Annotated in this window: 22 protein-coding genes; 13 read left to right on the top strand and 9 right to left on the bottom strand. The window is 73.7% G+C overall.

Annotated features, from left to right (window positions below; translation table 11 throughout):
* From ACFVYK_RS14810 to ACFVYK_RS14800, 3 genes are all read left to right on the top strand, one after another.
* Positions 1–3,289 (top strand): HAMP domain-containing protein (locus tag ACFVYK_RS14810; RefSeq protein ID WP_389773241.1); only part of this gene is annotated, 3,289 nt, incomplete at its 5' end.
* Positions 3,290–3,448: 159 nt separating this feature from the next.
* Entirely contained in the window at positions 3,449–5,824 is a 2,376-nt protein-coding gene (locus ACFVYK_RS14805; RefSeq protein WP_389773284.1) for a SpoIIE family protein phosphatase, read from the top strand.
* A 223-nt stretch (positions 5,825–6,047) separates the two neighbouring features.
* Entirely contained in the window at positions 6,048–6,437 is a 390-nt protein-coding gene (locus ACFVYK_RS14800; RefSeq protein ID WP_389773238.1) for an STAS domain-containing protein, read from the top strand.
* Positions 6,438–6,622: 185 nt separating this feature from the next.
* Here the strand turns inward: ACFVYK_RS14800 and ACFVYK_RS14795 are convergent, their stop codons facing one another.
* Positions 6,623–7,096 carry a MarR family winged helix-turn-helix transcriptional regulator gene (locus ACFVYK_RS14795; protein ID WP_389773281.1) on the bottom strand — a complete coding sequence of 158 codons (474 nt, stop codon included), beginning with the start codon at positions 7,094–7,096 and terminating at the stop codon, positions 6,623–6,625.
* A gap of 72 nt (positions 7,097–7,168) precedes the next feature.
* On the opposite strand from ACFVYK_RS14795, the gene ACFVYK_RS14790 reads away from it, so the two are divergent.
* From ACFVYK_RS14790 to ACFVYK_RS14765, 6 genes are read left to right on the top strand one after another with little or no spacing between them, the layout of a single operon-like run.
* Positions 7,169–8,449: a PP2C family protein-serine/threonine phosphatase gene (locus ACFVYK_RS14790; RefSeq protein ID WP_389773236.1), complete on the top strand. Its 1,281-nt coding sequence runs from the start codon at positions 7,169–7,171 to the stop codon at positions 8,447–8,449.
* Between the two features lie 5 nt (positions 8,450–8,454).
* Positions 8,455–9,345, top strand: a complete 891-nt coding sequence (locus tag ACFVYK_RS14785) for an STAS domain-containing protein (protein WP_389773233.1) — start codon at positions 8,455–8,457, stop codon at positions 9,343–9,345.
* A complete protein-coding gene (locus ACFVYK_RS14780; protein WP_389773231.1) occupies positions 9,342–9,746 on the top strand; it encodes an STAS domain-containing protein in 405 nt (134 codons plus the stop codon). The genes ACFVYK_RS14785 and ACFVYK_RS14780 overlap by 4 nt, the downstream gene beginning before the upstream one ends.
* Positions 9,743–10,192, top strand: coding sequence for an anti-sigma regulatory factor (locus tag ACFVYK_RS14775; protein ID WP_389773228.1), 450 nt, complete (start codon positions 9,743–9,745; stop codon positions 10,190–10,192). Before ACFVYK_RS14780 ends, ACFVYK_RS14775 begins: the two co-directional genes overlap by 4 nt.
* Positions 10,189–11,289 (top strand): SpoIIE family protein phosphatase, encoded by a 1,101-nt coding sequence (locus ACFVYK_RS14770; RefSeq protein WP_389773225.1) that lies wholly within the window; start codon positions 10,189–10,191, stop codon positions 11,287–11,289. Before ACFVYK_RS14775 ends, ACFVYK_RS14770 begins: the two co-directional genes overlap by 4 nt.
* Positions 11,286–13,073, top strand: a complete 1,788-nt coding sequence (locus ACFVYK_RS14765) for a PP2C family protein-serine/threonine phosphatase (RefSeq protein ID WP_389773222.1) — start codon at positions 11,286–11,288, stop codon at positions 13,071–13,073. The genes ACFVYK_RS14770 and ACFVYK_RS14765 overlap by 4 nt, the downstream gene beginning before the upstream one ends.
* Before the next feature lie 7 nt (positions 13,074–13,080).
* On the opposite strand, the gene ACFVYK_RS14760 is transcribed toward ACFVYK_RS14765, so the two are convergent.
* Positions 13,081–13,614, bottom strand: a complete 534-nt coding sequence (locus tag ACFVYK_RS14760; protein WP_389773219.1) for a MarR family winged helix-turn-helix transcriptional regulator — start codon at positions 13,612–13,614, stop codon at positions 13,081–13,083.
* Between the two features lie 227 nt (positions 13,615–13,841).
* Here ACFVYK_RS14760 and ACFVYK_RS14755 point away from each other — a divergent pair, with 227 nt between their 5' ends.
* Together ACFVYK_RS14755 and ACFVYK_RS14750 are read left to right on the top strand one after the other, a co-directional pair.
* Positions 13,842–15,218 (top strand): NAD(P)/FAD-dependent oxidoreductase, encoded by a 1,377-nt coding sequence (locus ACFVYK_RS14755; RefSeq protein WP_389773217.1) that lies wholly within the window; start codon positions 13,842–13,844, stop codon positions 15,216–15,218.
* A 46-nt stretch (positions 15,219–15,264) separates the two neighbouring features.
* A complete protein-coding gene (locus ACFVYK_RS14750) occupies positions 15,265–17,517 on the top strand; it encodes an FUSC family protein (protein WP_389773214.1) in 2,253 nt (750 codons plus the stop codon).
* 19 nt (positions 17,518–17,536) lie between these two features.
* Here ACFVYK_RS14750 and ACFVYK_RS14745 read toward each other — a convergent pair whose 3' ends face one another.
* From ACFVYK_RS14745 to ACFVYK_RS14725, 5 genes are all read right to left on the bottom strand, one after another.
* Complete coding sequence (locus ACFVYK_RS14745) at positions 17,537–17,968, bottom strand: hypothetical protein (RefSeq protein ID WP_389773211.1); 432 nt, start codon at positions 17,966–17,968, stop codon at positions 17,537–17,539.
* Positions 17,969–17,996: 28 nt separating this feature from the next.
* Positions 17,997–18,833 (bottom strand): DUF1206 domain-containing protein, encoded by an 837-nt coding sequence (locus tag ACFVYK_RS14740; protein WP_389773207.1) that lies wholly within the window; start codon positions 18,831–18,833, stop codon positions 17,997–17,999.
* 172 nt (positions 18,834–19,005) lie between these two features.
* The gene (locus ACFVYK_RS14735; protein ID WP_389773205.1) at positions 19,006–19,332 is read right to left on the bottom strand and encodes a DUF5133 domain-containing protein; all 327 of its coding nucleotides are present in this window, start codon (positions 19,330–19,332) and stop codon (positions 19,006–19,008) included.
* Positions 19,333–19,381: 49 nt separating this feature from the next.
* Positions 19,382–20,197, bottom strand: a complete 816-nt coding sequence (locus ACFVYK_RS14730) for a SigB/SigF/SigG family RNA polymerase sigma factor (RefSeq protein ID WP_389773202.1) — start codon at positions 20,195–20,197, stop codon at positions 19,382–19,384.
* A gap of 257 nt (positions 20,198–20,454) precedes the next feature.
* Positions 20,455–20,874, bottom strand: a complete 420-nt coding sequence (locus ACFVYK_RS14725; protein WP_389773278.1) for an ATP-binding protein — start codon at positions 20,872–20,874, stop codon at positions 20,455–20,457.
* 435 nt (positions 20,875–21,309) lie between these two features.
* On the opposite strand from ACFVYK_RS14725, the gene ACFVYK_RS14720 reads away from it, so the two are divergent.
* Together ACFVYK_RS14720 and ACFVYK_RS14715 are read left to right on the top strand one after the other, a co-directional pair.
* The gene (locus ACFVYK_RS14720; RefSeq protein ID WP_389773200.1) at positions 21,310–21,531 is read left to right on the top strand and encodes a hypothetical protein; all 222 of its coding nucleotides are present in this window, start codon (positions 21,310–21,312) and stop codon (positions 21,529–21,531) included.
* 365 nt (positions 21,532–21,896) lie between these two features.
* Positions 21,897–22,352 carry a cyclic nucleotide-binding domain-containing protein gene (locus ACFVYK_RS14715; protein ID WP_389773198.1) on the top strand — a complete coding sequence of 152 codons (456 nt, stop codon included), beginning with the start codon at positions 21,897–21,899 and terminating at the stop codon, positions 22,350–22,352.
* A gap of 57 nt (positions 22,353–22,409) precedes the next feature.
* Here ACFVYK_RS14715 and ACFVYK_RS14710 read toward each other — a convergent pair whose 3' ends face one another.
* Positions 22,410–23,714 carry an MFS transporter gene (locus ACFVYK_RS14710; RefSeq protein WP_389773195.1) on the bottom strand — a complete coding sequence of 435 codons (1,305 nt, stop codon included), beginning with the start codon at positions 23,712–23,714 and terminating at the stop codon, positions 22,410–22,412.
* Between the two features lie 104 nt (positions 23,715–23,818).
* Positions 23,819–24,436: a LysE/ArgO family amino acid transporter gene (locus tag ACFVYK_RS14705; RefSeq protein WP_389773193.1), complete on the bottom strand. Its 618-nt coding sequence runs from the start codon at positions 24,434–24,436 to the stop codon at positions 23,819–23,821.
* Positions 24,437–24,510 lie beyond the last annotated feature (74 nt).

The following is a 24,510-nucleotide window of genomic DNA, read 5'->3' as shown; positions in this document are numbered from 1 at the left end:
CGACCAGCTCTCCGCCTTCGCCGACGAGGTCACCCGCGTCGCCCGCGAGGTCGGCACGGCGGGCAACCTCGGCGGCCAGGCCACGGTCCGCGGGGTGTCCGGCACCTGGAAGGACCTCACCGACAACGTCAACGTGATGGCGTCGAACCTGACGGGCCAGGTGCGCTCCATCGCCCAGGTCGCCACCGCCGTGGCGCGCGGCGACCTGTCGCAGAAGATCACCGTAGAGGCCAAGGGCGAGGTCGCCGCGCTGGCCGATGTGATCAACACGATGGTGGACACGCTCTCGGCGTTCGCCGACGAGGTCACCCGCGTCGCCCGCGAGGTCGGCACCGAAGGACGCCTCGGCGGCCAGGCGCAGGTGCCGAACGTGGCCGGCACCTGGAAGGACCTCACCGACAACGTCAACTCGATGGCCAACAACCTCACCGGCCAGGTGCGCAACATCGCGCTGGTGACCACGGCCGTGGCCAAGGGCGACCTGTCGAAGAAGATCGACGTCGACGCCCGCGGCGAGATCCTGGAACTGAAGACGACCATCAACACGATGGTCGACCAGCTCTCCGCGTTCGCCGACGAGGTCACCCGCGTCGCCCGCGAGGTCGGCACCGAAGGACGCCTCGGCGGCCAGGCCGAGGTGGAGGGCGTCTCGGGCACCTGGAAGCGCCTGACCGAGAACGTCAACGAGCTGGCCGGGAACCTGACCCGGCAGGTCCGCGCGATCGCCGAGGTCACCAGCGCCGTCGCGGAGGGCGACCTCACCCGGTCGATCACCGTGGTGGCCTCCGGCGAGGTCGCCGACCTCAAGGACAACATCAACTCGATGGTGGAGTCCCTGCGCGAGACCACCCGGGCCAACCAGGAGCAGGACTGGCTCAAGACCAACCTGGCGCGCATCTCGGGCCTGATGCAGGGCCACCGCGACCTGCCCGTGGTCGCCGAGCTGATCATGGACGAGCTGGTGCCGCTGGTGTCGGCCCAGTTCGGCGCCTTCCATCTCGCCGAGGACGGCCCCGACGGCCCCGAGCTGCGGCTGGTGGGCGCCTACGGCTACCCCGCCGACGACACCCGTCCCGCCCGCATCCCCTTCGGCCGGTCCCTGGTCGGCCAGGCCGCGCGCAGCCGCCGCACGATCACCGTCGACGAGCTGCCGCCCGGCTACGTCACCGTCTCCTCCGGGCTGGGCGAGGTGGAGCCCAGCGCCCTGCTCCTGCTGCCCATCGTCTTCGAGGGGCAGGTGCTCGGCGTGATCGAACTGGCGTCGGTCACCTCCTTCACGCAGACCCACGTGGACTTCCTGGAGCAGCTGCGGGTGACCATCGGCGTCAACGTCAACACCATCGTGGCGAACGCCCGCACCGACGAGCTGCTCGACGAGTCCCAGCGGCTGACCGCCGAACTGCAGGCCCGGTCCGCGGAGTTGCAGTCGCAGCAGGAGGAACTGCAGCACTCCAACGCCGAACTGGAGGAGAAGGCCTCGCTGCTGGTGGCGCAGAACCGCGACATCGAGGCGAAGAACCTGCAGATCGAGCAGGCCCGCCAGGAGCTGGAGGCGCGGGCGCAGCAGCTGTCCCTGGCGTCGAAGTACAAGTCGGAGTTCCTGGCGAACATGAGCCACGAGCTGCGCACCCCGCTCAACAGCCTGCTGATCCTGGCCCAGCTGCTGGCGCAGAACCCCTCGCGCAACCTCACCCCGAAGCAGGTCGAGTACGCGGGCATCATCCACTCCGCCGGCTCGGACCTGCTGCAGCTGATCAACGACATCCTGGACCTGTCGAAGGTCGAGGCAGGCAAGATGGACGTCTCGCCCGAGCGGGTGTCGCTGCGCCAGCTCATCGAGTACGTGGAGGCCACGTTCCGGCCGATGACGTCGCAGAAGAGCCTGGAGTTCACGATCGACACGGCCGCCGGCGCCCCCGCCGACCTGCTGACCGACGACTCCCGGCTGCGTCAGGTGCTGCGCAACCTGCTCTCCAACGCGGTGAAGTTCACCGAGCAGGGCGGCGTGGAACTGCGCATCGAGCCGGCCGCCGACGACGAGGTGCCGAGCGGTGTGGTGCGCGGCGGCACGGTGGTGGCCTTCCGGGTGAAGGACACCGGCATCGGCATCCCCGAACAGCAGCTGGAGACCATCTTCGGCGCCTTCCAGCAGGCGGACGGCACCACGAGCCGCAAGTACGGCGGCACCGGCCTGGGGCTGTCCATCACCCGCGAGATCGCGCATCTGCTCGGCGGCGCGGTGACGGTGGACAGCACACCGGGGCGCGGCAGCACGTTCACGCTCTATCTGCCGGTGGCGCGCCGGGACTTCCAGGAGGTCATCGACGGCGGCGGCCGGGCGGTGGAGCGCAGTGTCGACGACCCGCCCGCGGCGATCCCCGTCGGCGCCCCGGGCGTGCCGCTGGCCGCCGGTCCGACGGCACGACGTCCGCGCCGGCTGCTGGTGGTCGAGGAACGGCCCCGCGGTCTGCTGACCCTGGTGGCCGAGAGCGTCGTCGCGGACATGGCGCGCGGCCGGGAGGACGGCACGTCGGCGGCGCCCGTCGACATCGTCACCGCCGTCGGGGCGCACGAGGCCGCGGGCGCCCTGGCCGCGGAGCCCTGCCACTGCGTCGTCCTGGAGCTGGGCATGCCCGACGCGGAGGCGTCGCGGTTCCTGGAGGCCCTGCACAACGACTCGGCGCTGACCGGGGTGCCGGTGCTCGTGCACAGCGGGCACCGGGCGGACCTCGCCCAGGAGCGAAGCCTGCAGTCGCGTGCCGTGGGCAAGCCGATGGAGTTCCTGTCCAGCCTGGACGAGCTGCGCGAGCGCATCACGCTGCACCTGTCGGCCGAGCAGCCCGGGGACGTCCTGGCGCTGGTGCGCCCGGACGAGCCGCAGCAGCCCGAGGGGCCGCCGCCGGTCGACGACGCCGTCGTGGGTCGCACGGTCCTCGTGGTGGACGACGACGCGCGCAACCTGTTCGCGCTCAGTGGCATCCTGGAACTGCACGGGGTGCGGGTGCTGCACGCCGAGAACGGTCGGGAGGGCATCGAGACGCTGCGCAACAACCCGGACATCGCGATGGTGCTGATGGACGTGATGATGCCCGAGATGGACGGGTACACCGCCACGGCCGAGATCCGCCGCATGCCCGAGTACGCGGAGCTGCCGATCGTCGCGGTGACCGCCAAGGCGATGCCCGGCGACCGGGAGAAGAGCCTCGCGTCGGGGGCCAGCGACTATGTCACCAAGCCGGTCGACACCCACGACCTCATGGCCTGCGTCCGACGCTGGCTGACCGTCTGAGGACGTTCTGCCCGCCCCGCGCCCCAGGCGTCCCAGTCGAGGAGACCGCACACCGTGACCATTCCCGCCCAGCCCACAGAACCCGGCGACGCCCGGTCCCGTACGGTGCCCGCCGGGGCCACCGCCACCGCGCACCCCGCGCCGGCCGGACACGAGCTCGTGTCCGCGGAGGACGCGGGCCCGCCGCAGGCGGAGGCCGCCGCGTCCTCGCCCGTGGGCCGGCTGGCGGCCACCGTGGACCGGCTGCGCCGGGAGGTGCGGGCGGCCCAGGCCGAGGCCGACGGGCGGGCCCTGGTCGAGCTGGCCAAGGGCATCCTGGTGGAGCGCCTGGGGTGCGGGCCGGCCGAGGCGGCGCAGCAGTTGACCGCGCTCGCCGAGCAGGCCGGGACGACCCCGCTGGAATTCGCGGTGGACGTCATCAACCAGGCGGCCAGGGATCGCGTCTCGGAGGTCACCGACGCCTTCCTGGCCGCCGTCCGCGGGGCCGACGATCCTCAGGAGCGGTCCACGGCCGTGCGGCTGCGGGCCGCCGAGAGCGGGGCGCTGGCGGCGGCGCACGACACGCAGGCGGTCGCCGACTCCCTGCTGCAGCACGCGCTGGGCCCGCTGGGCGCGGTGGCCGTGGCGATCTGGGCGGTGGGCGCCGACGGCTCGCTCACGCTGGCCGGGAGCGCGGGCTTCCCGCCCGGCGAGGCCGAGCGCTGGCGGTACGTCCCGCCGGACGTGGCCACGGTTGCGCGCAGCGCCTTCGCCGAGGGCTCGACCCAGTGGATCGGGTCGCTGGAACGCACCGGGCTGCCCACCGTCGGCCGCCAGCTGCACCCCGACGGCGGTCGGGTCGCCGTGCCGGCCGCGACCGCGGGCCGCGTCCACGGGATCCTGGAGATCGCCTGGCCGGCGCCGCTGGCCCCGCAGCCGCCGCAGGTGATGCGCCAGGTCGAGGCGCTGGCCGAGCTGTGCGCGCACACCCTCCAGTCGTACGCCCATGTGCCCGGGAGCGACCGGCAGCCGGTCGTGCTGCCGGACGCCGCCGAGCTGATGGACCTCACGGACGGCCTGCACGATCCCGCCCTGGTCCTCGTGCCGCACGTCGACGCGGCGGGCAAGCTGCTGGACTTCCGCATCCAGCACGTCAACGACCGTTTCCTGGACCCGGCGGGCCGGCCGCGGGCGGTGATCAACGGCGCTCTGCTGCTGGAGGCGTACCCGATGGCCGCGGGCGGCGGCGACCTCTTCCAGCGGATCGAGCGCGTGCACGCCACGGGCGAGCCGTTCCGGGCCCGCCGGATGAGTCTGACCGCCCTGGTCGGCGAGGTGCCGCTGGCGGCGGTGGCCGACCTCAGCATCAGCCGGCACGGCACGTGCGTGCTGCTGATCTGGCGCATCGAGGACGAGGCGGCACGGCTGGCGAGCCTCCTGCAGAACGCGCAGCGCCTCGGTCGCATCGGCGGCTTCGAGGAGGACCTCCTCACCGGCGAGACGACGTGGAACGGGCAGCTGTTCGCCCTGTACGGGCGGCCCCTGTCGAGTGCGCCGGTCCGGCTGGAGGAGCTCTCGGAGCACACCCATCCCGACGACGCGGTCGTCGTGGGCCGTCTGCTGCGCACGCTGCTGCACCAGCGCAGGCCCGCCTCGGCGGCCTTCCGGCTGCAGCGGCCGGACGGGGTGACCCGGCACATGCGGATCGTGGCCGAGCCGGTGCTGGACACCGACGGCCGGCTGGTCGCGGTGCGCGGCGCCTACCAGGACATCTCCTCCCAGCACTGGACGGAGGTGGCGCTGGCCGCCACCCGCGACCAGCTGGCGCATACCGAGCAGCAGGCCAGCGAGCGCAGCCGGCTGGCGCTGCAGCTCCAGCACGCGATCATGCCGCCCACCCGGGCCCCGCTGGAGGCTCCCGGACTGCAGGTGGCGGTCCGCTACCGGCCGGCCGAGGAGGAGCACCTGGTGGGCGGCGACTGGTACGACGCGGTGATGCTGCCCTCCGGACTGGTGATGCTGTGCGTGGGGGACGTGGCCGGGCACGGCATCGAGGCGGCCACGAGCATGGTGGTGCTGCGCAACGCGCTGCGCGGGCTGGCGGTGACCGGCGCGGGGCCGGGGCAGCTGCTGTCGTGGCTCAACATCGTGGCCCACCATCTGACGGGCTCCATCACGGCCACCGCGGTGTGCGGTCTGTACGACCCGTCCCGGCACACGCTGCGCTGGGCCCGGGCGGGCCATCTGCCGCCGGTGCTGGTGCGCGACGCCCACGCCGCTCCGCTGCCCCTGCTGAGGGGGATGCTGCTGGGCGCCGTGCCGGACGCCGTGTACGAGGAGGAGGAGGTCCAGCTGGCCGTGGACGACACCCTGCTGATGTACACCGACGGTCTGATCGAGCGGCGTGACCGGTCCGTGGAGGAGTCGCTGACCCAGCTGCTGGTGCAGGCCCGCACGGTGCCGCCGACGCTGGACCAGCAGTTGGACCGGCTGCTCACGTACAGCAGGTCCGACACGGACGACGACACCTGCATCGTGGGCATCCGGCTGCGCTAGGAGCCCGGCCGGTCACGCGCGCGGGTCGTCGATGCATGCCCCGGCGAATCAGGGGTATCCGGCAGTGCGCACCGACAGGCCGGGGATCCGCACAAGGAAGGGGCTGGACCGGACCATGGGGAACCCACCCGTGCCGCCGCCCGTCGTCCCCGTCCGCCGTCCCGGCGCATCGACATCGCACGCCGGGGTAGAGGCCCCCGACCGCCAGCTTTCGGAGGAACACGTGTCCATCGCCCAGAACCCCCTGTCCGTCGAGGTCACCCTGCCTCGCGAGGACGTAGCCCTGGTCACGGTCGAGGGCCATCTGGATCTCGACACCGCGACCGAGTTCCAGGCTCATCTGGCCAACCAGCTCCATCACGGACGACGACACTTCCTCATCGATCTCTCCGAGGTCCCGTTCATGGACTCGTCGGGCATGAACATCATCCTGCGGGTCTACCAAGAGGCCCGGAACCTGCCGGGCAGCGTGCATGTGATCAACCCGACGCCGGCCGTGCGCCGGGTCCTCGAACTCACCGGGGTCAGCATCACCGTGCCGATATCGGAGAAGCCGGAGGAGGCCCTGGAGCTCATCGACCGGCAGCAGGCGGCCCGGGCCTCCGAGGACTGAGCGGCGGCCGTCGTCGGGCGGGCCCCGGGTCTCGGGCCCCCGCCGACAAACACGCAGGTGCGGACGCCTGCTGTCCGATAGTTGTCATTTGACAACAGTGCACGGAAACCAACAGAGTGAGCGGGAGAGATGCGGGAGGGATCACCGATGTGCCGGTGGGCGAACGCGATCACCCGGGAGCACCGTCAGGCGGTCCGGACGTCAGCGGCGTCGGACGCGTGGATCCGCGCCGCCGCGGCCGCGCAGAACGCCTCCAGGCCCTTCAGCAGCGCGGCGCGCTGCGCGACCGGCATCTGCTCCAGCACACCCTCCAGGGCTTCCTCCCGGCGCGACCTGAGGTCGGCGAGGAAAGCGCTGCCGCGGCGGCTCAGGAACAGCTCCAGCTCCCGGCGGCTCCCGGCGCAGGTACGGCGCTCGACGAAGCCGACGGCCTGCAGCCGGTCGCACAGACGGCTGGTGGACGGCGGAGTGGACCCGAGGGAGTCGGCGAGCGTGCGCAGGTTGATGCCTTCGTGGTGCTCCAGGATGAACAGCACGCGCAGCTGGGAGGCGGAGACCGGCGCCGTGGAGGCACGACCCCACAGGACTTCCAGCAGCTCTGACGCCTGTGAGGTCACACGCGCCACCTGGCGGGGTTGCGGACGCGGGGATGGGGACATCACGGTGACACTCTCCCAGGCTTCTCGACGGCTGTCAGCCCACCCCCGCCGCGGGCAGAGGGGGCCGACCGCGTGAACGCCCTCGCCGCCGCCGAGCGCGCGCTGCGCACGGCGGCGCCACACCGGCTGCTCGACGCGCTGCAGACCGTGCTGCGCGCCGACCACGCGGCGACCGCGGCCGACTTCCTGATGGCGGACTACGGGCTGACGGTGCTGCTGCCCGTCGGGCCCGACGGATCCGGCGCGCCCGAGCGGCCGCCGGTCCCGCTGCACGGCAGCGCCCCGGGCCGCGCCTTCGGGGCGCAGACGCCCTACGTGGAGGAACTCGACGGCGGGTCGGTCCGCGCGCACCTGCCCGTGACCGTGCGCGGCGACCGGCTGGGCGTGCTGTCGGTCACGCTGCCCGCCGGACGGGCCCACGGAGAGCGGCTCGCCGAACTCGCCGAGCTGGCCCGGCTCCTGGGGCACGAGGTGACCGTCGCCGAACGCGACACCGACGCCTACCGGCGGGCGCGCCGCACGGAGCGGCTGACGCTGGCGGCCGAGATGCAGTGGGAGTTGCTCCCCGCCCGGTCGTGCGTCGGCGACGCCTACGCGCTGGGCGCCCAACTGGAGCCCGCATACGCCGTCTTCGGCGACAACTTCGACTGGGCGGCCTCCGCCGACCGGTTGACGATCTACGTGACCGACGGCATGGGCGAGGGCGTCGAGGCGTCCCTGCTGACCAGCCTCGGCGTCAACGCGCTGCGCAACGCGCGCCGCGCCCGCGCCCCGATCGCGGACCAGGCGTCCCTCGCCGACCAGGCGATCCACACGCGCTACGGGGGCGAGGCGCATCTGTCGGTGCTCCTCGTCGAGATCGAGCTCGCCACGGGGCGCGTCCTGGTCGTCGACGCCGGATCGCCGCACCTGCTGCGGGTGCGCGACCGGGTCATGACCCGGGTGGCGCTCGACGCGCACCCGCCGCTGGGCGTGTCCGGGACGACCGGTTACACGGCGCAGGAGTTCAGCCTCCTCCCCGGCGACCGGCTGCTCCTCGTCAGCGACGGGGTGCACGCGGTCGAGGCGCCGGGCGGCGAGACCTACGGCGAGCAGGCGCTCGCCCGGGCGGTGGCGTCGGCGGCCCTGTCGCCGGCGGCGGACGTCCCCGGCGGGGTGCTGCGCGGACTCACGGCCCACCGAGGCAGCCCCGAGCCGGACGACGACGCGCTGGTCGTGTGTCTGGACTGGTTCGGCCGACGAGCCGGGCCGTCGGCCGGCTGCCCCGATCCGGAGCCGTCGCACAGCGGCCGGCCCGGCACGGTCCCCTCGCCATCGTCGGGACCGCACAGACAGGACGCGGACGAGGAGTGAAGCAGTTGCCGGAACACGACGCGCACCAGCCGGCGCCCACGGAGGAGGTCGGCGCGTTCCTGAGCCGCCGCCGTGAGCAGATCGCCCAGCGGTGGGCCGAGGAACCCCTGTTCCGCGCGGTGTTCACCGTCTCGCGGGACGAGGCGGTGGAGGCCGGCCGGGCGGTCGTCGACGCGCTCGCCCAGGCGGCCGGATCCGACCGGGTGGAGGACACCGACGGCGCCGGCTTCACGTCGGTGCGCGACCAGCTGGGCAGGATGGCGGCCTCTCGCGCCCGCGCCGGCCTCACCGCCGGACAGATCTCCCGCGAGGTGGACGCCCTGCGCGTGCCCGCGGTGAACCTGCTCGTCGCCGACCTGCCGAACGCCGCGTCCGACCATGTCAGGGAGTGCGCGACGACCCTCACCGCGCTGATGGGGACGCTGCGGCTGGTGGTCATGGAGACCTCGCTGACCGAGGGCCAGGCCCTCATCGACCGGCAGCAGCTGCAGCTGATGGAGGTGGCCACGCCGGTCATCCGGCTCTGGGACGGCATCGTCGCCGTCCCGCTGATCGGCACGCTCGACAGCGCCCGCAGCCAGGTCGTGATGGAGACCCTGCTGGAGTCGGTCGTCGACCAGCAGGCGCGCTTCGCGATCCTGGACATCACCGGGGTCCCGACGGTCGACTCGCTGGTGGCGCAGCACCTGATGAAGACCGTGGCCGCCGTGCGGCTGATGGGCGCGGAATGCGTCGTCTCGGGCATCCGGCCCGCCATCGCCCAGACGATCGTCCACCTGGGGCTGGACCTGCCCGTGGTGACCCGGGCGAGTCTCGCCGACGCCCTGGCCTACGCGCTGCACCGGCTCGGCGCCGACATCGTGTCCGTCACGTCCGGCGGTGCGGGTACCCGGTGAACCACGACCTCTCCCGCACGGGCGCGGCCCCCGTGCCGGTGCTCCGGCTCGGCGACGTCCTGCTGATCACCCTCCAGGGCGATCTGCACGACGGCGCCGCGGAGCAACTGCAACAGGACATCGCGGAGTCGATCGTCCGCAGCCGGGTGACCGGAGTGGTCATCGACATCTCCGGGGTGGAGATCATCGACTCCTACCTGGGGCGCGTGCTGGCCGAGATCGCGGCCGCCTCCCGGCTGCTCGCCGCCCGCACGGTGGTGGCCGGCATGCGGCCCGCCGTGGCGATCACCCTGGTGGAGCTGGGGCTGACGCTGCCGGGACTGCGCACCGCGCTGAGCACGGAGGCGGCCCTGGAGCTGTTCGCGGGGCCTGCGGGCGGCCCGCGCCGGGAGCCGCGGTGAGCGGGACGGCCGCGGGCGTCGACGCCCGCCTGCCGATCCGCTCGGACCTGGACCTGGTGTGGGTGCGCCAGCACGTGCGCCAGGCGGCCGCGGCGGTCGGTTTCGGCCTGGTCGAACAGACCAAGCTGGTCACCGCCGCCAGTGAGCTGGCCCGCAACACCCTGGTGTACGGCGGCGGCGGCGAGGTGACGACGGAGCACGTCTCGGACGGGCGGGCGGCGCAGGGCCTGCGGCTGACCTTCAGCGACCGCGGGCCGGGCATCCCCGACCTGGAGCGGGCGCTGAGCGACGGCTACACCTCGGGCGACGGCCTGGGCCTCGGCCTGGGCGGAGCGCGGCGGCTGGTGCACGAGTTCGCCATCGACAGCGCTCCCGGGGCCGGCACCACCGTCACCGTGACGTCCTGGGCCGCCCGCCCGCCCCGGCCGCGTGAGGAGCTGCGATGACCCGCGTGTGGGACGTCCCGGTGCACGACTCGACGCGGCTGCGCGACGCCCGGGTGGCCGCGCAGAGCGCCGCGGAGCTGGCCGGTCTGGGCCAGGCGCGCGCCGACGCCGCCGCCCTGGTGGCGACGGAGCTGGCGTCCAACCTGCTCAAGCACGCGCAGGGCGGGCAGCTCCTGGTGGAGGCGGTCCCCTCGCCGGACGGCCGGACAGGGGGCCTGCTGCTGCAGATCGCCGCCGTGGACCACGGGCCGGGCATGTCCGACGTCCCGGCCGCCCTCGACGACGGGTTCTCCACGGCCGGCTCGTTCGGCGCCGGCCTGGGCACCTGCCGCCGGCTGGCGGACGACTTCGACCTGCACAGCGTTCCGGGCCGCGGGACGGTCGCGATCGCCCGGATAGGGGGCGCGACGCCGTCCCGGGCCGGGCGCGAGGCCGCCGCGGCCCAGGCGGAACCCGCCGCGGGCGAGACCGTCGGCGACGCGCCCGTACGGGTGCGCGTCGGCGGCGTCAACGTCCCCTTCCGCGGGGCGGAGCACTCCGGGGACGCCTGGACCTGCGTGCGGGTCGACGACCTGCTGACGCTGATGCTGGCCGACGGGCTGGGACACGGCCCCGAGGCGGCCCTGGCCTCGACCGCGGCGGTGGAGGAGGTCCGGCGCTCGGGCCACCTCCCGCCGGCCGAACTGCTGCGCCGGCTGGACGACGCGCTGCGCGGCACGCGGGGCGCGGCGGTCGCGGTGGCGCAGCTCGACCTGCGGACCGCGAGGCTGCGCTTCGCCGGCATCGGCAACATCGGAGCGCGGCTGCGCGAGGGCGACTCCTGGCGGCATCTGCTGTCCAAGCCCGGCATCGCCGGCGCCCACCGGCCCTCGACGCTGCCCCAGACGGAGGCCTCCTGGGCCGACGACCGGCTCCTCGTCCTGCACAGCGACGGGCTGCCCAGCCGCTGGGCGCCGCCCGCCGATCCCCGTCTGCTGTCCGCCGACCCCGCGCTCACCGCCGCCGTGACGGTCCGCGACGCCGGCAGTTCCGCCCGCCCGGTGCGTGACGACACCGCCGTGGCCGTCCTGTCCCCGACCCCGCCGGACCGCCCATGACGCGCACCTGGGAGATCAGCACCGTCACCGACGCGGCACGCGTGCGGATCGCGACCGCCCGGGTGGCCGCCGCCTACGGCGTGCCGCCGCTGGAGCGCACCCGGCTGGCCGCCGCGCTGAGCACACGGCTGCGCCAGTGCCTGACCAAGGGCGGCGTCTGGCAGCTCGCCCTGACGACGGCCCCCGACGCCCTGCGGGTCGAGATCACCCCCTCCCCCGCCGGCGACGAGCCGCCGTGGCTGATCACCGCACCCTGTCCGGAGCCCGCGGCCGCCCCGGTGAGCGACTCGGTGGCGGGCGACGCCGCCGTCCTCTCCGAGGCCCTGCTCGGCGCCGACGAGGACGCCGCCGTCGTGCTGGACCGGCTCGCCGAGCAGGAGGAGCTCGTCGCCTTCCACCGGGAGGAGCTGCACCAGACCAACCAGGGCGTCCTCGCGCTGCACGCGGAGCTGGACGCCGCCGGGCGGGCGCAGCGCGAGGCCTTCGCCGCGGAGCGCGCGGCGCGCCGGGAGGCGGAGGCGGCCCGCCGCCGACTGACCTTCCTGGCCGATGCGAGCGCGGCGCTCACGGCCTCCCTCAACCACGAGGAGATCGTGCGCCGGCTACCGGAGCTGCTGGTGCCCGAGTACGCCCGCACGGTCGAGGTGTGGCTCTTCGACACCGGGGAAGGGCGCGGCCCGACCGTCCCACGCCCGGCGGCCGCCGTGCTCGCGGCCCGCACCGGCCGACCGCAGTACGCGGCCGCGGAGCCGGGCGGTCTGCCCGGGGTGGACGACCAGCCGCCGTCGGCGCTGCTGCCCGACCGGCCCCTGCTGTGCGTGCCGCTGCCGACGCGCAGCGCGCCCCTGGGCGTCCTGACCCTGACCCCGCCCGGCGAGCGCTGGGACCCCGACGACGCCGTGATGCTCCTGGAACTCACCCGCCGGGCCGGCGGCGCGCTGGAGAACGCCCGCCGCTTCGAGCACAACCGGGACATCGCCGAGACGCTCCAGCGCGCCCTGCTGACCGAGCTGCCGACCATCCCCGGCCTGCGCCTGGCGGCGCGCTACCTGCCGGCGACGTACGGGCTGAACATCGGCGGCGACTGGTACGACGCGTTCCGCCAGCCCGACGGCAGCCTGATCACCGTCATCGGCGACGTGACCGGGCACGGGCTGCACGCTGCGGTGATGATGAGCCAGCTGCGCACCGCGTTGCGCGCGTACGCGGTCGACGGGGGCACCCCCGGGGAGCTGCTGACGCGCCTGCACATCTTCCTGCACCACCTGCAGCCCGATCTGTACGCCACGGCCGTGATCGCCCGTTTCCAGCCCGGGGAGCCGGTGCTGACGTGGGCGGCCGCGGGCCATCCGCCGCCCGTGCTGCGCGGGCCCGACGGGCGGGTGCGCACGCTGGACGCCAAGCCGGGGGCGATGCTCGGCATCCCGCTGCACCAGGAGATCTCCGACCACACCGTGCCGTTGGAGCCGGGATCCACGCTGGCGCTGTACACCGACGGGCTGGTCGAGCGCCGCGCCCAGGGCATAGACCCGGGGATCGAGCGTCTGTCGGCGGCGCTGGGCGCGTTCCGCGCCGACGAGCTGGACGCGGACCTGGACGGCTCGGCGGAGCGCATCCTGGAGCCGATGCTGAGCGACTCCGAACGCGACGACGACGTCTGTCTGCTGCTGTGCCACCTCGACGGCCGTCTCGACAGCCCGCTCGACGGCCGGCTCGGCGGTCGCCTCCTCGGTGGTCGCCTCCTCGGCGGCCGTCTCGACGGCCACCTGCGGACCGGGTCCTGAGAGGGGCTCAGCCGTCCGGCTGCGCGGGCCCGTTCCCGGTCCGCCCGGCGCAGGACCCCGAACCGCCGAGGTGCGCCTGGTGGAAGGCGTACAGGCCCTGTTCCAGGGCGGCGCGCTGAACCGGCGTCATGCCCTCGAAGACGGCCGCGAGCCGCCGTGCGCGGCGCTCGCCGACGTCCCGCAGGACACGCTGCCCGTACGCGGTCAGCACCAGCCGCACCTCACGCCGGTTGCGCGGCTGGACCGCGCGCTCCAGCAGGCCCGCGGCCTCCAGCCGGTCGCACAGCCGGCTCGCGGTGGGCAGGGCGACGTCGAGGCGCTCGGCCAGGGCCGTCAGGTTGAGCTCCGGTCTGTGCCGGACCGTGCGCAGGGCGAGCAGCTGCCGGGCGGGCAGCCGCGGCGCCGCCTCCTGCGCGGCGGCCAGCCAGCAGGTCACCAGGCTCTCGACCGCGTCCGCCACCTGCCGGGCCTGGAGCGGCGCGCCGTCCCGCCGAACGCCCCGCAGGCCGTCGTCGGCGCCCTCCGCGCAGCCCGCCGTCATCGCTCTCCGACCACCGCGATTGTCATGTACGTCGGCCTACCCGGAGGGCTGGGGCGTACACAGGGCCATCTGCGGGTACGCAGGCAGCTTCAGGAGAAACGTTCGTCTGCATGCCTCGTCCGACTGGCGCGGCCGGTCCGGGCGCGGTGGGATCGATGAGGTGCGAAGAGCCCGGGGGCGGGGCACGCGCATCAGGTCGGGCAGACCGCCTGGAGCCGCAGAAAGGGATGGACATCGTGACACGACCCAGGATCCTGGTGGTGGGCGCGGGCTTCGCGGGAGTGGGGTGCGTTCGGCGTCTGGAACGCGCGCTCTCCGCGTCGGAGGCCGACGTCACTCTGGTGACGCCGTTCGCCTACCAGCTCTATCTGCCGCTGCTGCCGCAGGTGGCCTCAGGCGTGCTGACGCCCCAGTCGATCGCCGTATCGCTGCGCCGCAGCAAGAAGTACCGCACCCGGATCATTCCCGGCGGCGCCATCGGCGTGGACCTCAAGGCCAAGGTCTGCGTCATCCGGACCATCACCGACGAGATCGTCGACGAGCCGTACGACTACATCGTGCTGGCTCCCGGCAGCGTCACCCGCACCTTCGACATCCCGGGGCTGACCGACCACGCCTTCGGGATGAAGACCCTGGCGGAGGCCGCCTACATCCGCGACCACGTCATCACCCAGCTCGACCTCGCCGACGCCAGCAACGACCCCGTGGAGCGGGCCGCGCGGCTGCAGTTCGTGGTCGTCGGCGGCGGCTACGCCGGCACCGAGACCGCCGCGTGTCTGCAACTGCTCACCCACAACGCCGTCAAGCGCTATCCGCGACTGGATCCCGGCCTGATCAAGTGGCATCTGATCGACGTCGCGCCGAAGCTGATGCCGGAGCTCGGCGACAAGCTGGGCCGCAGCGCGCAGGAGGTGCTGCGCAAGCGCGGGATCGACATCTCGCTGGGCGTGTCGATCGCCAAGGCGGGCCCGCAGGAGGTCACGTTCACCGACGGGCGGGTCGTCCCGACGCGGACGCTCATCTGGACGGCGGGCGTCGTGGCGAGCCCCCTGATGGCCACGCTCGGGGCCGAGACGGTCCGCGGGCGGCTCGCCGTGGAGGCCGAGATGAACCTGCCCGGCAACGACGGCGTGTTCGCGCTCGGGGACGCCGCCGCCGTGCCCGACCGGGCCAAGGGCGAGGACGGCGCGATCTGCCCGCCGACGGCACAGCACGCGATGCGGCAGGGCAAGGTCGTCGCCGACAATGTCATCGCGACGCTGCGCGGGCAGTCGATGCGGCCCTATGTGCACAAGGACCTCGGCCTGGTGGTCGACCTCGGCGGCACGGACGCCGTGTCCAAGCCGCTCGGCGTGGAACTGCGGGGGCTGCCCGCCCAGGCCGTGGCCCGCGGCTACCACTGGTCGGCGCTGCGCACCGGCGTCGCCAAGGCCCGGGTGCTGACCAACTGGACGCTCAACGCGATCGCGGGCGACGATTTCGTCCGTACCGGGTTCCAGGCGCGCCGGGCGGCGAAGCTGAAGGACTTCGAGTACACCGACAGTTATCTGACCCCCGAGCAGGTGCGGGCGCATGTGGAGGGGGCCGGGCCGAGTTCCGCCTGAGATCCGCGCGGCACGGCAGAGTACGGGCAAGGGAGAGTACGGCGGCGTGAGGGCGGCGGCACGGGCGTTCGGGGCACGAGTGCGCGATCGGGTCGCGGCGTCCGACCCCGGGCTGCTGCGGCTGGCGGCCGGCCTGCGGACGGTGGGGGCGATCGCCCTCACGCTGGCCGTGCTCTCGCTGCTCGGCGCCGACGTCTCCCATCTGGTGGCCGGGGCCATCGCCGCGATGGTCGCCACGTTCGCCGTCCGCGAGAAGCAGCGCGACCGGCAGGCCGTCACCCTGGTGATGGGCCTGCCGGTCGCGCTGGCGTCGGTGTCGCTGGCGGCTCTGCTGAGCTCCCGGCTGCTCGCCGGCGACCTCTTCTTCGTGGCCCTGATCTTCTGCGCGGTCTACGGCCGCCGGTTCGGCGATCGGGGCACGGCGCTGGGCCTGATCGGCTTCCAGGTCTACTTCATGTCCCTGTTCGTCGGCGTCGGCACCTCGTCGCTGCTCGGGTACCACGGGGTGATCGCCGTGGCCTTCGCGGGCAGCGCGGCGGCACGGTTCGTGCTGGTGCCCCAGACGCCGACGGGGATCCTGCTGCGGCTGCGGCAGGCCTTCCGGGCGCGGCTGGCGCAGCTGCTCGACGCCCAGCTCGAGCTGCTCGACGCCGCACCCGACGACGTGGCGAAGGCCGTCGCCCAGGTGCGCGAGGGCACCGCCCGGCTGCACGAGACGGCCATGATGATCCAGGGCCGGCTCGACGAGGGCACCCCGGACGAGGCGGTCGCCCGGCTGGTGCAGCGGCGGATCGCCGACGCGGAGATCGCCGCCGAGCGCCTCGGCCTGCTGCTGCTCACGGCCCGCAGCGCCGAGCGCGCCGACACGCTGACCATGCACCTGCCGGGCGCGCCCCTGCCCGGGAGCGGCCCGCTGCCGGTGCGGGACGAGAAGGAGGCGCTGGACACCCTGCGCCGGGATCTGCAGGCCCTGCGGCTGCTCGTACGGCGTCCGGCGGAGGCGGGGTCGGGGACCGCGCTGTCGCACGTGCGCAACCGGCTGCTCGGCTACCGGGAGGAGGAGAACCTCCCGAAGGCGCCGCCCGCGGCGCAGGACGTCTTCCGGGGCGTCGGCGAGGCGGCGCGGGCGGTGCTGGGGCTGCGGATCGCGCTGGACGGCCCGCAGGACGAGTCCGACGACAGTCCCGAGACGGCCCGCTCCCGCGAGGAGCTGGACGCCGAGGACGCCGCGATCGGCGGGGCCGAGGAGGACGAGGGGACGGCGGAGCAGGTCACGGGGCTGCGGCGGCCGACCACCCGGGCCGCCGTGCAGGTCGCCGTCGGCTCGGCGCTGGCCATCGTCGGCGGCGAGCTGCTGTCCTCCAACCGCTGGTACTGGGCGGTGCTGACCTGCTGGATCGTGTTCATCAACACCGCCTCCACCGGCGAGATCCTGGTCAAGGGCTACCGACGGTTGCTGGGCACCGTGCTCGGCGTGGTCGCCGGCATCGTGCTGGCGGGGCTGGTCGGACACCACACGTGGACCGCGTTCGCGGTGGTGCTGCTCTGCGTGTTCGCGATGTTCTACACGGCGCCGCTGTCGTACACCCTGATGTCGTTCTTCGTGACGGCCGCCCTGGGCGTGCTGTACACGCTGCTGCACACCTACAGCCTGTCGGTGCTGGTGCTGCGGGTGGAGGAGACGGCGCTGGGGGCGGCCTGCGGGATCGTCGCGGCGGCGCTGGTGCTGCCGGTGCACACGGACCGGCGGACCAACGAGCTGCTGACGGCGGTGCTGGACCGGCTGGCCGACGTCACCGAGGCGTCCGTGGAGCAGCTCAGCGGCGCTCCCCCGGCCGACCTGCTGGACCGGGCCCGCGACCTCGACCAGGCGCTGGCCGACCTGCGGGCGGCCACCCAGCCGCTGATCCATCCGGTGACGCCGCTGCGCACGCGGCGCGACACCGCCCGCTATGTCGTGGCGCTGCTGGAGACCTGCGCCTACCACGCCCGGTCCCTGGCCGCCACGGCCGAACTGCTGCCGACGCACCCGTCGATAGCGGCGGACCCGCGGCTGCGCCGGGCGGGACAGCGCATCCGGCACAACATCGGGGCGATCACCGCGCACGTGGCGCGGGAGGCGGACGCCGTGGAGGTGGTGGCCGGGCCGAGCATCGCCGCGCTGCTGGAGCCGGGCAGGCCGGGGACGCCGCGCTACGGCCGGGTGACCGACCGGGTGCTGCGGCATCTCCAGCGTCTGGACGAGGCGGTGGTGGGCCTCGCGCGCCCGCTCGGGGCGCCGGTGGCGCCGCCGCGGTGAGGGCGAACCCCGGCCGGGCTCAGAAGTCCGTGGACATGCCGCTCGCGGCCGCTATGCCACGCAGCTCCTCGGTGTCCTGCTGACGCTGCTGGATGCAGCCGGCGATCTCGGCGAGGCGTCCGGGGTCGGACGCGGTGGCCGCGTCGGTGACCACCCGGACCGGCCCGGTTCCGTCGACCTGGATCTCGACCAGCTGGTTGTCCAGCCGGCCGGTGACCGCTGTGGCGATGACCAGGGCCGCCTCGTCGCGGATCTCCTGGGGCACGTCCTCGGTCTCGTCGGGGTCGAGGGCGAAGTCGAGACTTTCGGGGGGCTGTTCGTCGAGGGCGCGCAGCGCAGGCGCCACGACCTTCAGCAGGAGCTGGTAGTCCTCGCTGTCCATGCGGACGCGAAGTAGGTCGAGGTACATGTCCACGGGCCGTCCGTCGCGCGGGAACTCTGCTTCGTTCATCTCGTCCGTGTTCCCCGCGAGGGCGACGTCAGACCTTGCGCCAGCGGGCCATGGCGAAGGAGAAGAGTCCGAACAGCATGAATCCGGCCGCGACGCAGGCCAGCAGGCCGGGACCGGCCGGGGTGCCCGCGAACGCGCGCAGCGTGTCGTCCAGCCCCTTGGCCTTGTCCGGCTCGTACTCGACGGCGGCCCGTACGGCGAAGACGCCGGCCGCGGCGAAGACGGCGCCGCGGGCCGCGCCGCCCCCCACCCCGGTGACGTCCACCAGCCGGCGCACACCCGGGGACATCTCCCCCAGCCGCAGCTTCTTGCGGTAGGTGCGCATGACGGCGCGGGCGCCGATCCACACGCCCGCGACGACGATCCCGACGCCGGCGACGCCCACGATCCACTGTCCCGCGGGGAGGTCGAGCACGCGCGCGGTGACATCGCGGGACTGTTCGTCGCTCGATCCGCCGCCGCTGCCCGAGCCCGCGGCGAAGGCGAGCACCGAGTAGGCCACGAAGGAGTAGAAGCCGCACCGGACCAGCGCCTGCAGCCGCTTCTTGGCGCTGCGGCCGTCCTCGCCGACCGCGCCGAACACGGCCTCGGACAGCCGCCACAGCGCCATGCCGACCAGCCCGACGCCCAGCGCCCACAGGACCACCGAGCCGAAGGGCTTCTGTGAGATCTCGGCGAGCGCGCCCTGCCGGTCCGCCTCCTCCTTGGTGTCGCCGAAGGCGATCTGCAGGGCCAGCAGCCCGACCAGCAGATAGATCACGCCTCGTGCGGCGAACCCTGCCTTGGCGGCCCCCTTCGTCGCCGAGCCGCGTGCGGCCCGTTCCGCTCCGGCGCGTCCGTTGCGCGCCATGGCGCTCGCGTTCATGGTGTCCCCTCCCGGAAGTCTCCCCGAATTGCGCAGGATCCGACTGCCCCCGCTCGGGCCGCACACACGCACAGGTGTTCACACGGCTGCGGCCGGGCGCCGGCGCGGCGGTCGAGCGGGCCGCAGGCCGGGTCGCCGTGCACCGCCGTGGGCGCGCGGGCTCCTGTGCCGTTCAGGCGTACACGCGGGGGCCGTCGCCGCTGTGCGGGCGGGCGGCGGCCGGCTGCGGGCGGATCGCGGTCTTCTGGGAACGCACCACGGTCGTCTGCGGGGGGATGGTGGCCGTCTGCGGGCGGGCCGCGGCGTCGGCGGCGGCCGCCGCCTCCATCCAGCCGCGGGCCGTCCGCAGGGCTTCGTCGACGTCCCGCGTCCCGGTGGACACGCACAGGGTGTAGGCGAGGTCGCGCTCCTGCGCGCGGGCCTCGTCGGAATCGTTCGCGGACAGCGCCTCGTACTCGTCGACGAGCTTGCGCAGGACGGCGGGGTGGGGCATGAGCATCGGCGGGCTACTCCTGACGGGGAGAAGGGGTGTGGGGGTGGTCCTGCTGTCAGCGCAGAGCTTCCTGGCGGATCCGCTCGCAGCTGCGGCTGATGAGCCGGGAGACGTGCATCTGGGAGATGCCGAGCTGGTCGGCGATCCTGCTCTGCGTCATGTCCTCGAAGAAACGCATGTAGAGGATGGCGCGCTCGCGTTCGGGAAGGCGGCGCAGACCTTCCTTGGCGGACTCGCGGTCGATGACGGTGTCGAAGGAGGAGTCGGCCGCCCCGAGGGTGTCGGCGAGGCTGTAACCGTCGTCGCCGGAGGGAACCTCGGCGTCCAGCGACAGGGTGCTGAAACTCTCCAGAGCCTCGAGTCCGGCGACCACCTCGTCCTCGGTCAGGCCGGTGTGGGCGGCCATGTCGGCGATCGACGGTTCGGGCGCTCCTGGGCTCTGAGCCAGCTCGCGGCGCGCGACGCGCACCTTGTTGCGCAGTTCCTGCACCCGACGGGGGACCCGCAGGGCCCACATGCGGTCGCGGAAGTGCCGCTTGATCTCACCGGTGATGGTGGGCACGGCGTAGCTCTCGAAGGCCCCGCGTTCGGGGTCGAAGCGGTCCACGGCCTTCACGAGTCCGAGGGCCGCCACCTGGCGCAGGTCCTCGATCGCCTCGCCGCGGTCCCGGAACCGGCCGGCGATCCGGTGGGCCATGGGCAACCAGGCGGTGACGATCTCGTCGCGAACGGCGTCCCGCTCGGGCCCCTCCTCCAGGGCGATCAGCCGGGCGAACCGGCTGGCGGTGTCGGGTGCGTCGTCGTGGGTGCGTCGCGGCGCCGTGGTGGCGGCCGTCGCGGCGGGACGGCTTGTCGACATGTCGATGAGCATGCTTAAACGCTCCTGAACGGTTGTTTCAGGTGACTGACGACGGGAGGGCTCAGACAGCCGGGGCATGTACAGCGCCCAGGAGTGGTCCCACCGCTCCCGTCGGCGCGCCTCCGGTCCGAAGCACGAACCTCCGCCTGCCCTGCCTTCGGAGGTACAAACTCCGCATGCTCGAAACGTGTTCGCGAAATCTCCGCCCCGGACCTCGGACCGTCGCTCCGGCGACCGGGGCGGGGACCGGGACAGCGGCCGGGTGGGGCTCAGAAGACGGGGACGACGGCGGTGACGCGTTTGCCGCCGGACGGCAGGCCGGCCACCTCGACCTCGCGGGCGAGCCGGCACACGATCGGCCAGCCGCGCCCGCCGGCCCGCCGCCGCCCCTGCGCGTCGACGGGGGCGACGGTGACGGGCGGACGGTCGCTGCGATCGCTGACGGAGACGCGCACGGCCCGCCCCCGCACGTCCACGTCGAAGCCGGTGACGCCGCCGCCGTGCAGGATGGCGTTGCTCGCGAGCTCGGTGGCGACGAGCAACACGTCCGAGAGCGCGTCCTCGTCGCAGGGGCGCCCCAGGGATCCGCACCGGCCGCTCACGGCCTCGCGCACGACGCTGCGGACATCGGCCGGTCGGTACGGTCGACGCCCCTCGCACCCGGACGCCGGGCCTTCGGACCTCCTCATGCGGTCGGTCGGGTTGTTCGTACGCATCCCTTCGCTCCCCTTGCTGTGACGAATGAACGATGGACATGGATCTCGAGCGGATGTGGACGGCAAGCGGTTCGTGGCCCGGCGCCGGTGGCGGCCAGGCGCCAGCGTGACTGCCGGGCAGCGGCCTGACGGCCGGGCGGCGGCAGAGAGGGCCCGGCCGGGGGCGGTTCGGGCTCCCGTCTGCGGCCCTTCCGCCGGGGCGCGGCCCGTGCGGGCCGGCCGCCGCTTCCGCGCGGCGGGCTCGACGCCCCTGGCGCACCCGGCCGTCGCGGCCGGACCGTGCGGCCTGTCCTGTCGTCTCCCGTTCGGCTGACCTTCGCGGCGACCGCCAAACCTCCCGGACCGGGAGCAATCGTCCGCAGGGCCTCGGGGAGCAATCCTCCGGCCGTGCGGGGGTAGGCGATCCGTATGACCGATGTGGTGGACTCCGACGAACTGCTGCGGCGCATCCAGCGCTCCCGGGACTGCGCCCGGGAGGAACTGCTGGCCTGCCGGGCCCGCAACGCCGACCTCTCCCAGACCGATCCGGACGGGGCGCGCGACGCCCACGTACGGGGTCTCGCCTACGAGGCCGTGGTCAGAGTGCTGGACGAGATCGTGACGCCCGGCCGGGCCACCGAGGGAGCGTGACCCCGAACCAGCGGACAGCGGGCCGCAGTTGCGGCCAGTGGCGCACAGGCGAAGTGAAACAGGTCACTGGGCCGGGTTTCGCCTGTGTGAAATCCACGTGAATGGTTTACGGTTCATCCACACGTGGTGGGCGGGGTCGACGCTACTCCTCCTCCGTCCGCCACCCTCTACGGCCCTGGCTGGCTTCCCCCGTCCAGCCAGGGCTTTTCTCTGCCCACGTCCCGCCCGCACGGCGAGCGCCCCGGACGTCGGAGGGGCGGGGACCGGGAAAATGCCGTCCGCCGAGGTGCCCTGGACGGCGGCAGCGGCTCAAATGGGAAGGGGAGAACACCCCGCACCGAATCGTCGGCGAGGAGCCCCGCGCCATGACCAGAGCGACCCGACTGCTGACCGCCCTTCCCCCGCCCCAGCGCCGACGCCTGATGGAGCTCGCCCGGGAGGTCTCCTTCGCCGAGGACACCCGGATCTTCGAGGCGGGCGGCACGGCCGACCGATTCTGGGTCGTCCGGTCCGGCGCGGTCTCGCTCGTCCAGCAGGTGACGCCCCAGCGGCGGGTCACCGTCGCCAGTCTCGGCGCCGGCGACCTGCTGGGCTGGTCCTGGCTGTTCCCCCCGTACCGGTGGGACTTCGGCGCGGAGGCCTTCAGCCCCGCCCGCGCCTACGAGTTCGAGGCGCGGCCCGTGCTCAAGCTCTGCGAGGAGGAACCGGCGCTCGGGATGTCACTGGTGCGGATCGTGGCGGAGATCCTCGCCCACCGGCTGGAGATGACCCGGGGCAGACTGATGGAGCAGTACGGGGCCCACCGGCGAGGCGTGCTGTAGCCGCAGCCGCCGGCCGGCCCGGTCCGACGGTCGCCCTTCGGCTGCGGCGGTCCGCCGTCAGATGCGATACCGGCGCAACGCGGGGACCGCGGTCGCCAGGCCCAGCATGAGCGCGACGACGAGCAGGCCTCCGCCGACGACGGCCGCGCGGGGCCCGAAGGCCGCGCCCACGGTGCCGTGCAGGACGTCGGCCAGGCGCGGCCCGCCCGCGACGACGACCGTGAAGACCCCCTGCATGCGGCCGCGCATCTCGTCGGTGGCGGCGGACAGCAGGATCGCCCCCCGGAAGACCATGGAGACCATGTCGGCGACCCCGGCGCAGGCGAGGAACGCCACCGCGAGCCAGAGGCTGCCGCTCAGCCCGAAGCCGGCGATCGACACGCCCCAGGCGACGACCGCGCCAATGACCATCCAGCCGTGCCGGCCCGCCCGGGAGAACGTGCCGGAGAACAGTCCGCCCAGCACCGCCCCGACCGGGATCGCCGCGAACAGCAGGCCGAGGGCGAGTCCTTCGCCGTAGGAGGCGTAGGTCTCGGCGGCGAGCTGCGGGAAGAGGGCGCGAGGCATGCCGAAGACCATGGCGATGACGTCGGCGAGGAAGGACAGCAACAGGACCTTGTGCAGGGAGATGTAGCGGAAGCCCGCCGCGATCTCGCGCACTCCGGCGCGCCGGACGGTCGCGCTCGCCGACGGGGGCAGCGCGGGCAGCCGGAAGACCGCCCACAGCGTCACGCACAGCGCGATCGCGTCGAGGAGGTACAGCTCGGGCAGCCCGATGACGGGGATCAGCGCGCCCGCGAGCAACGGGCCCGCGACCAGGCCCGTCTGCATGACGGTGGAGCCCAGGGCGTTGGCGGCGGCCAGTTCACCGGCCGGGACCAGCCGGGCGATGGAGGCGTTGCGGGCGGGCGAGTTGAGGCCGAAGAACGCCTGCTGGGCGGCGAGCAGCACCATCAGCACGGCCACCGAGTCGAGCCCGGAGACCGCCTGGAGCCAGAACAGCACCGACGTGACGGCGATGCCGCTGTTGGTGACCAGCAACAGCTTGCGGCGGTCGACGGTGTCGGCGACCGCGCCGCCCCACAGCGCGAACAGCACCATCGGCACCAGTCCGGCGAGGCCGGCGTAGCCGACCCAGGCGGAGGATCCGGTGATGTCGTAGATCTGCTTGGGCACGGCGACGGCGGTGAGCTGGCTGCCCACGGCCGTGACGATGGTCGAGGACCACAGTCGTCGATAGGCCGGCCGGCGCAGGGGCCTGGTGTCCATGGCCCAGCGGCGCCAGCCGCGCCGGTCAGGGCCGTGCGGACTCGGATCGGTCTCCTCGGCCTCGGGGGCGGGGGTGCTCTCGCTGGTGTCCACGCGCTTCCTGGTTGCTCGTTACATCTTTCGATTTCGTGGGTCACTATCGCAGCCCTCCTGGGCGTTCGCCGCCCTTTCGGACGAGCCGTCCCGGATCGCGGACCTCAGGCCCTGGCGATCAGCAGCACGCCAAGGGTGATCATCGTGACGGCGACCAGGCCGTCCATGACCCGCCAGGCGGCCGGGCGGGCCAGGAAGCGGCCGAGCAGCCGGCCCCCGAAGCCCAGGGCGGCGAACCAGCACAGGCTGGCCAGCGCGGCGCCCAGGCCGAACGTCCAGCGCAGCGGGCCGCGGTCGGCGGCGATCGAGCCGAGCAGGAAGACGGTGTCGAGGTAGACGTGCGGGTTGAGCCAGGTCAGCGCCAGGCAGGTGAGCACGGCCCGGCGGCGCGAGCCCGCGCTCTCGCCGTCCGTGCGCAGGGCGTCCGTGCCGGGCCTGAGCACCCGGCGGGCGGCGAGCAGCCCGTACCCGAGCAGGAACGCCCCGCCGATCCAGCCGACCACGGTCAGCGCGTCGGGCCAGGCGACCACCACCGCGCCGACCCCACCCACGCCGAGCGCGATGAGCAGGGCGTCGGACAGGGCGCAGATCCCGACGACGGCCAGGACGGCGTCGCGGCGGACCCCCTGGCGCAGGACGAACGCGTTCTGGGCGCCGATGGCGACGATGAGCGACAGGCCGGTGCCGAAGCCGGCGGCCGCGGCGGTGAGAGCGTGGGACATGCCGTCCACGCTAGGCAACCGATCACCGCGCGTACAGCTAAAGATTCTTACGTATCATCAGCGATCGTGATGAC

Source organism: Streptomyces sp. NPDC058291 (assembly GCF_042880855.1).
Classification (GTDB): domain Bacteria; phylum Actinomycetota; class Actinomycetes; order Streptomycetales; family Streptomycetaceae; genus Streptomyces.
The sequence above is the reverse complement of the archived record's forward strand: the minus strand, read 5'-3'. Positions and strand labels throughout refer to the sequence as shown.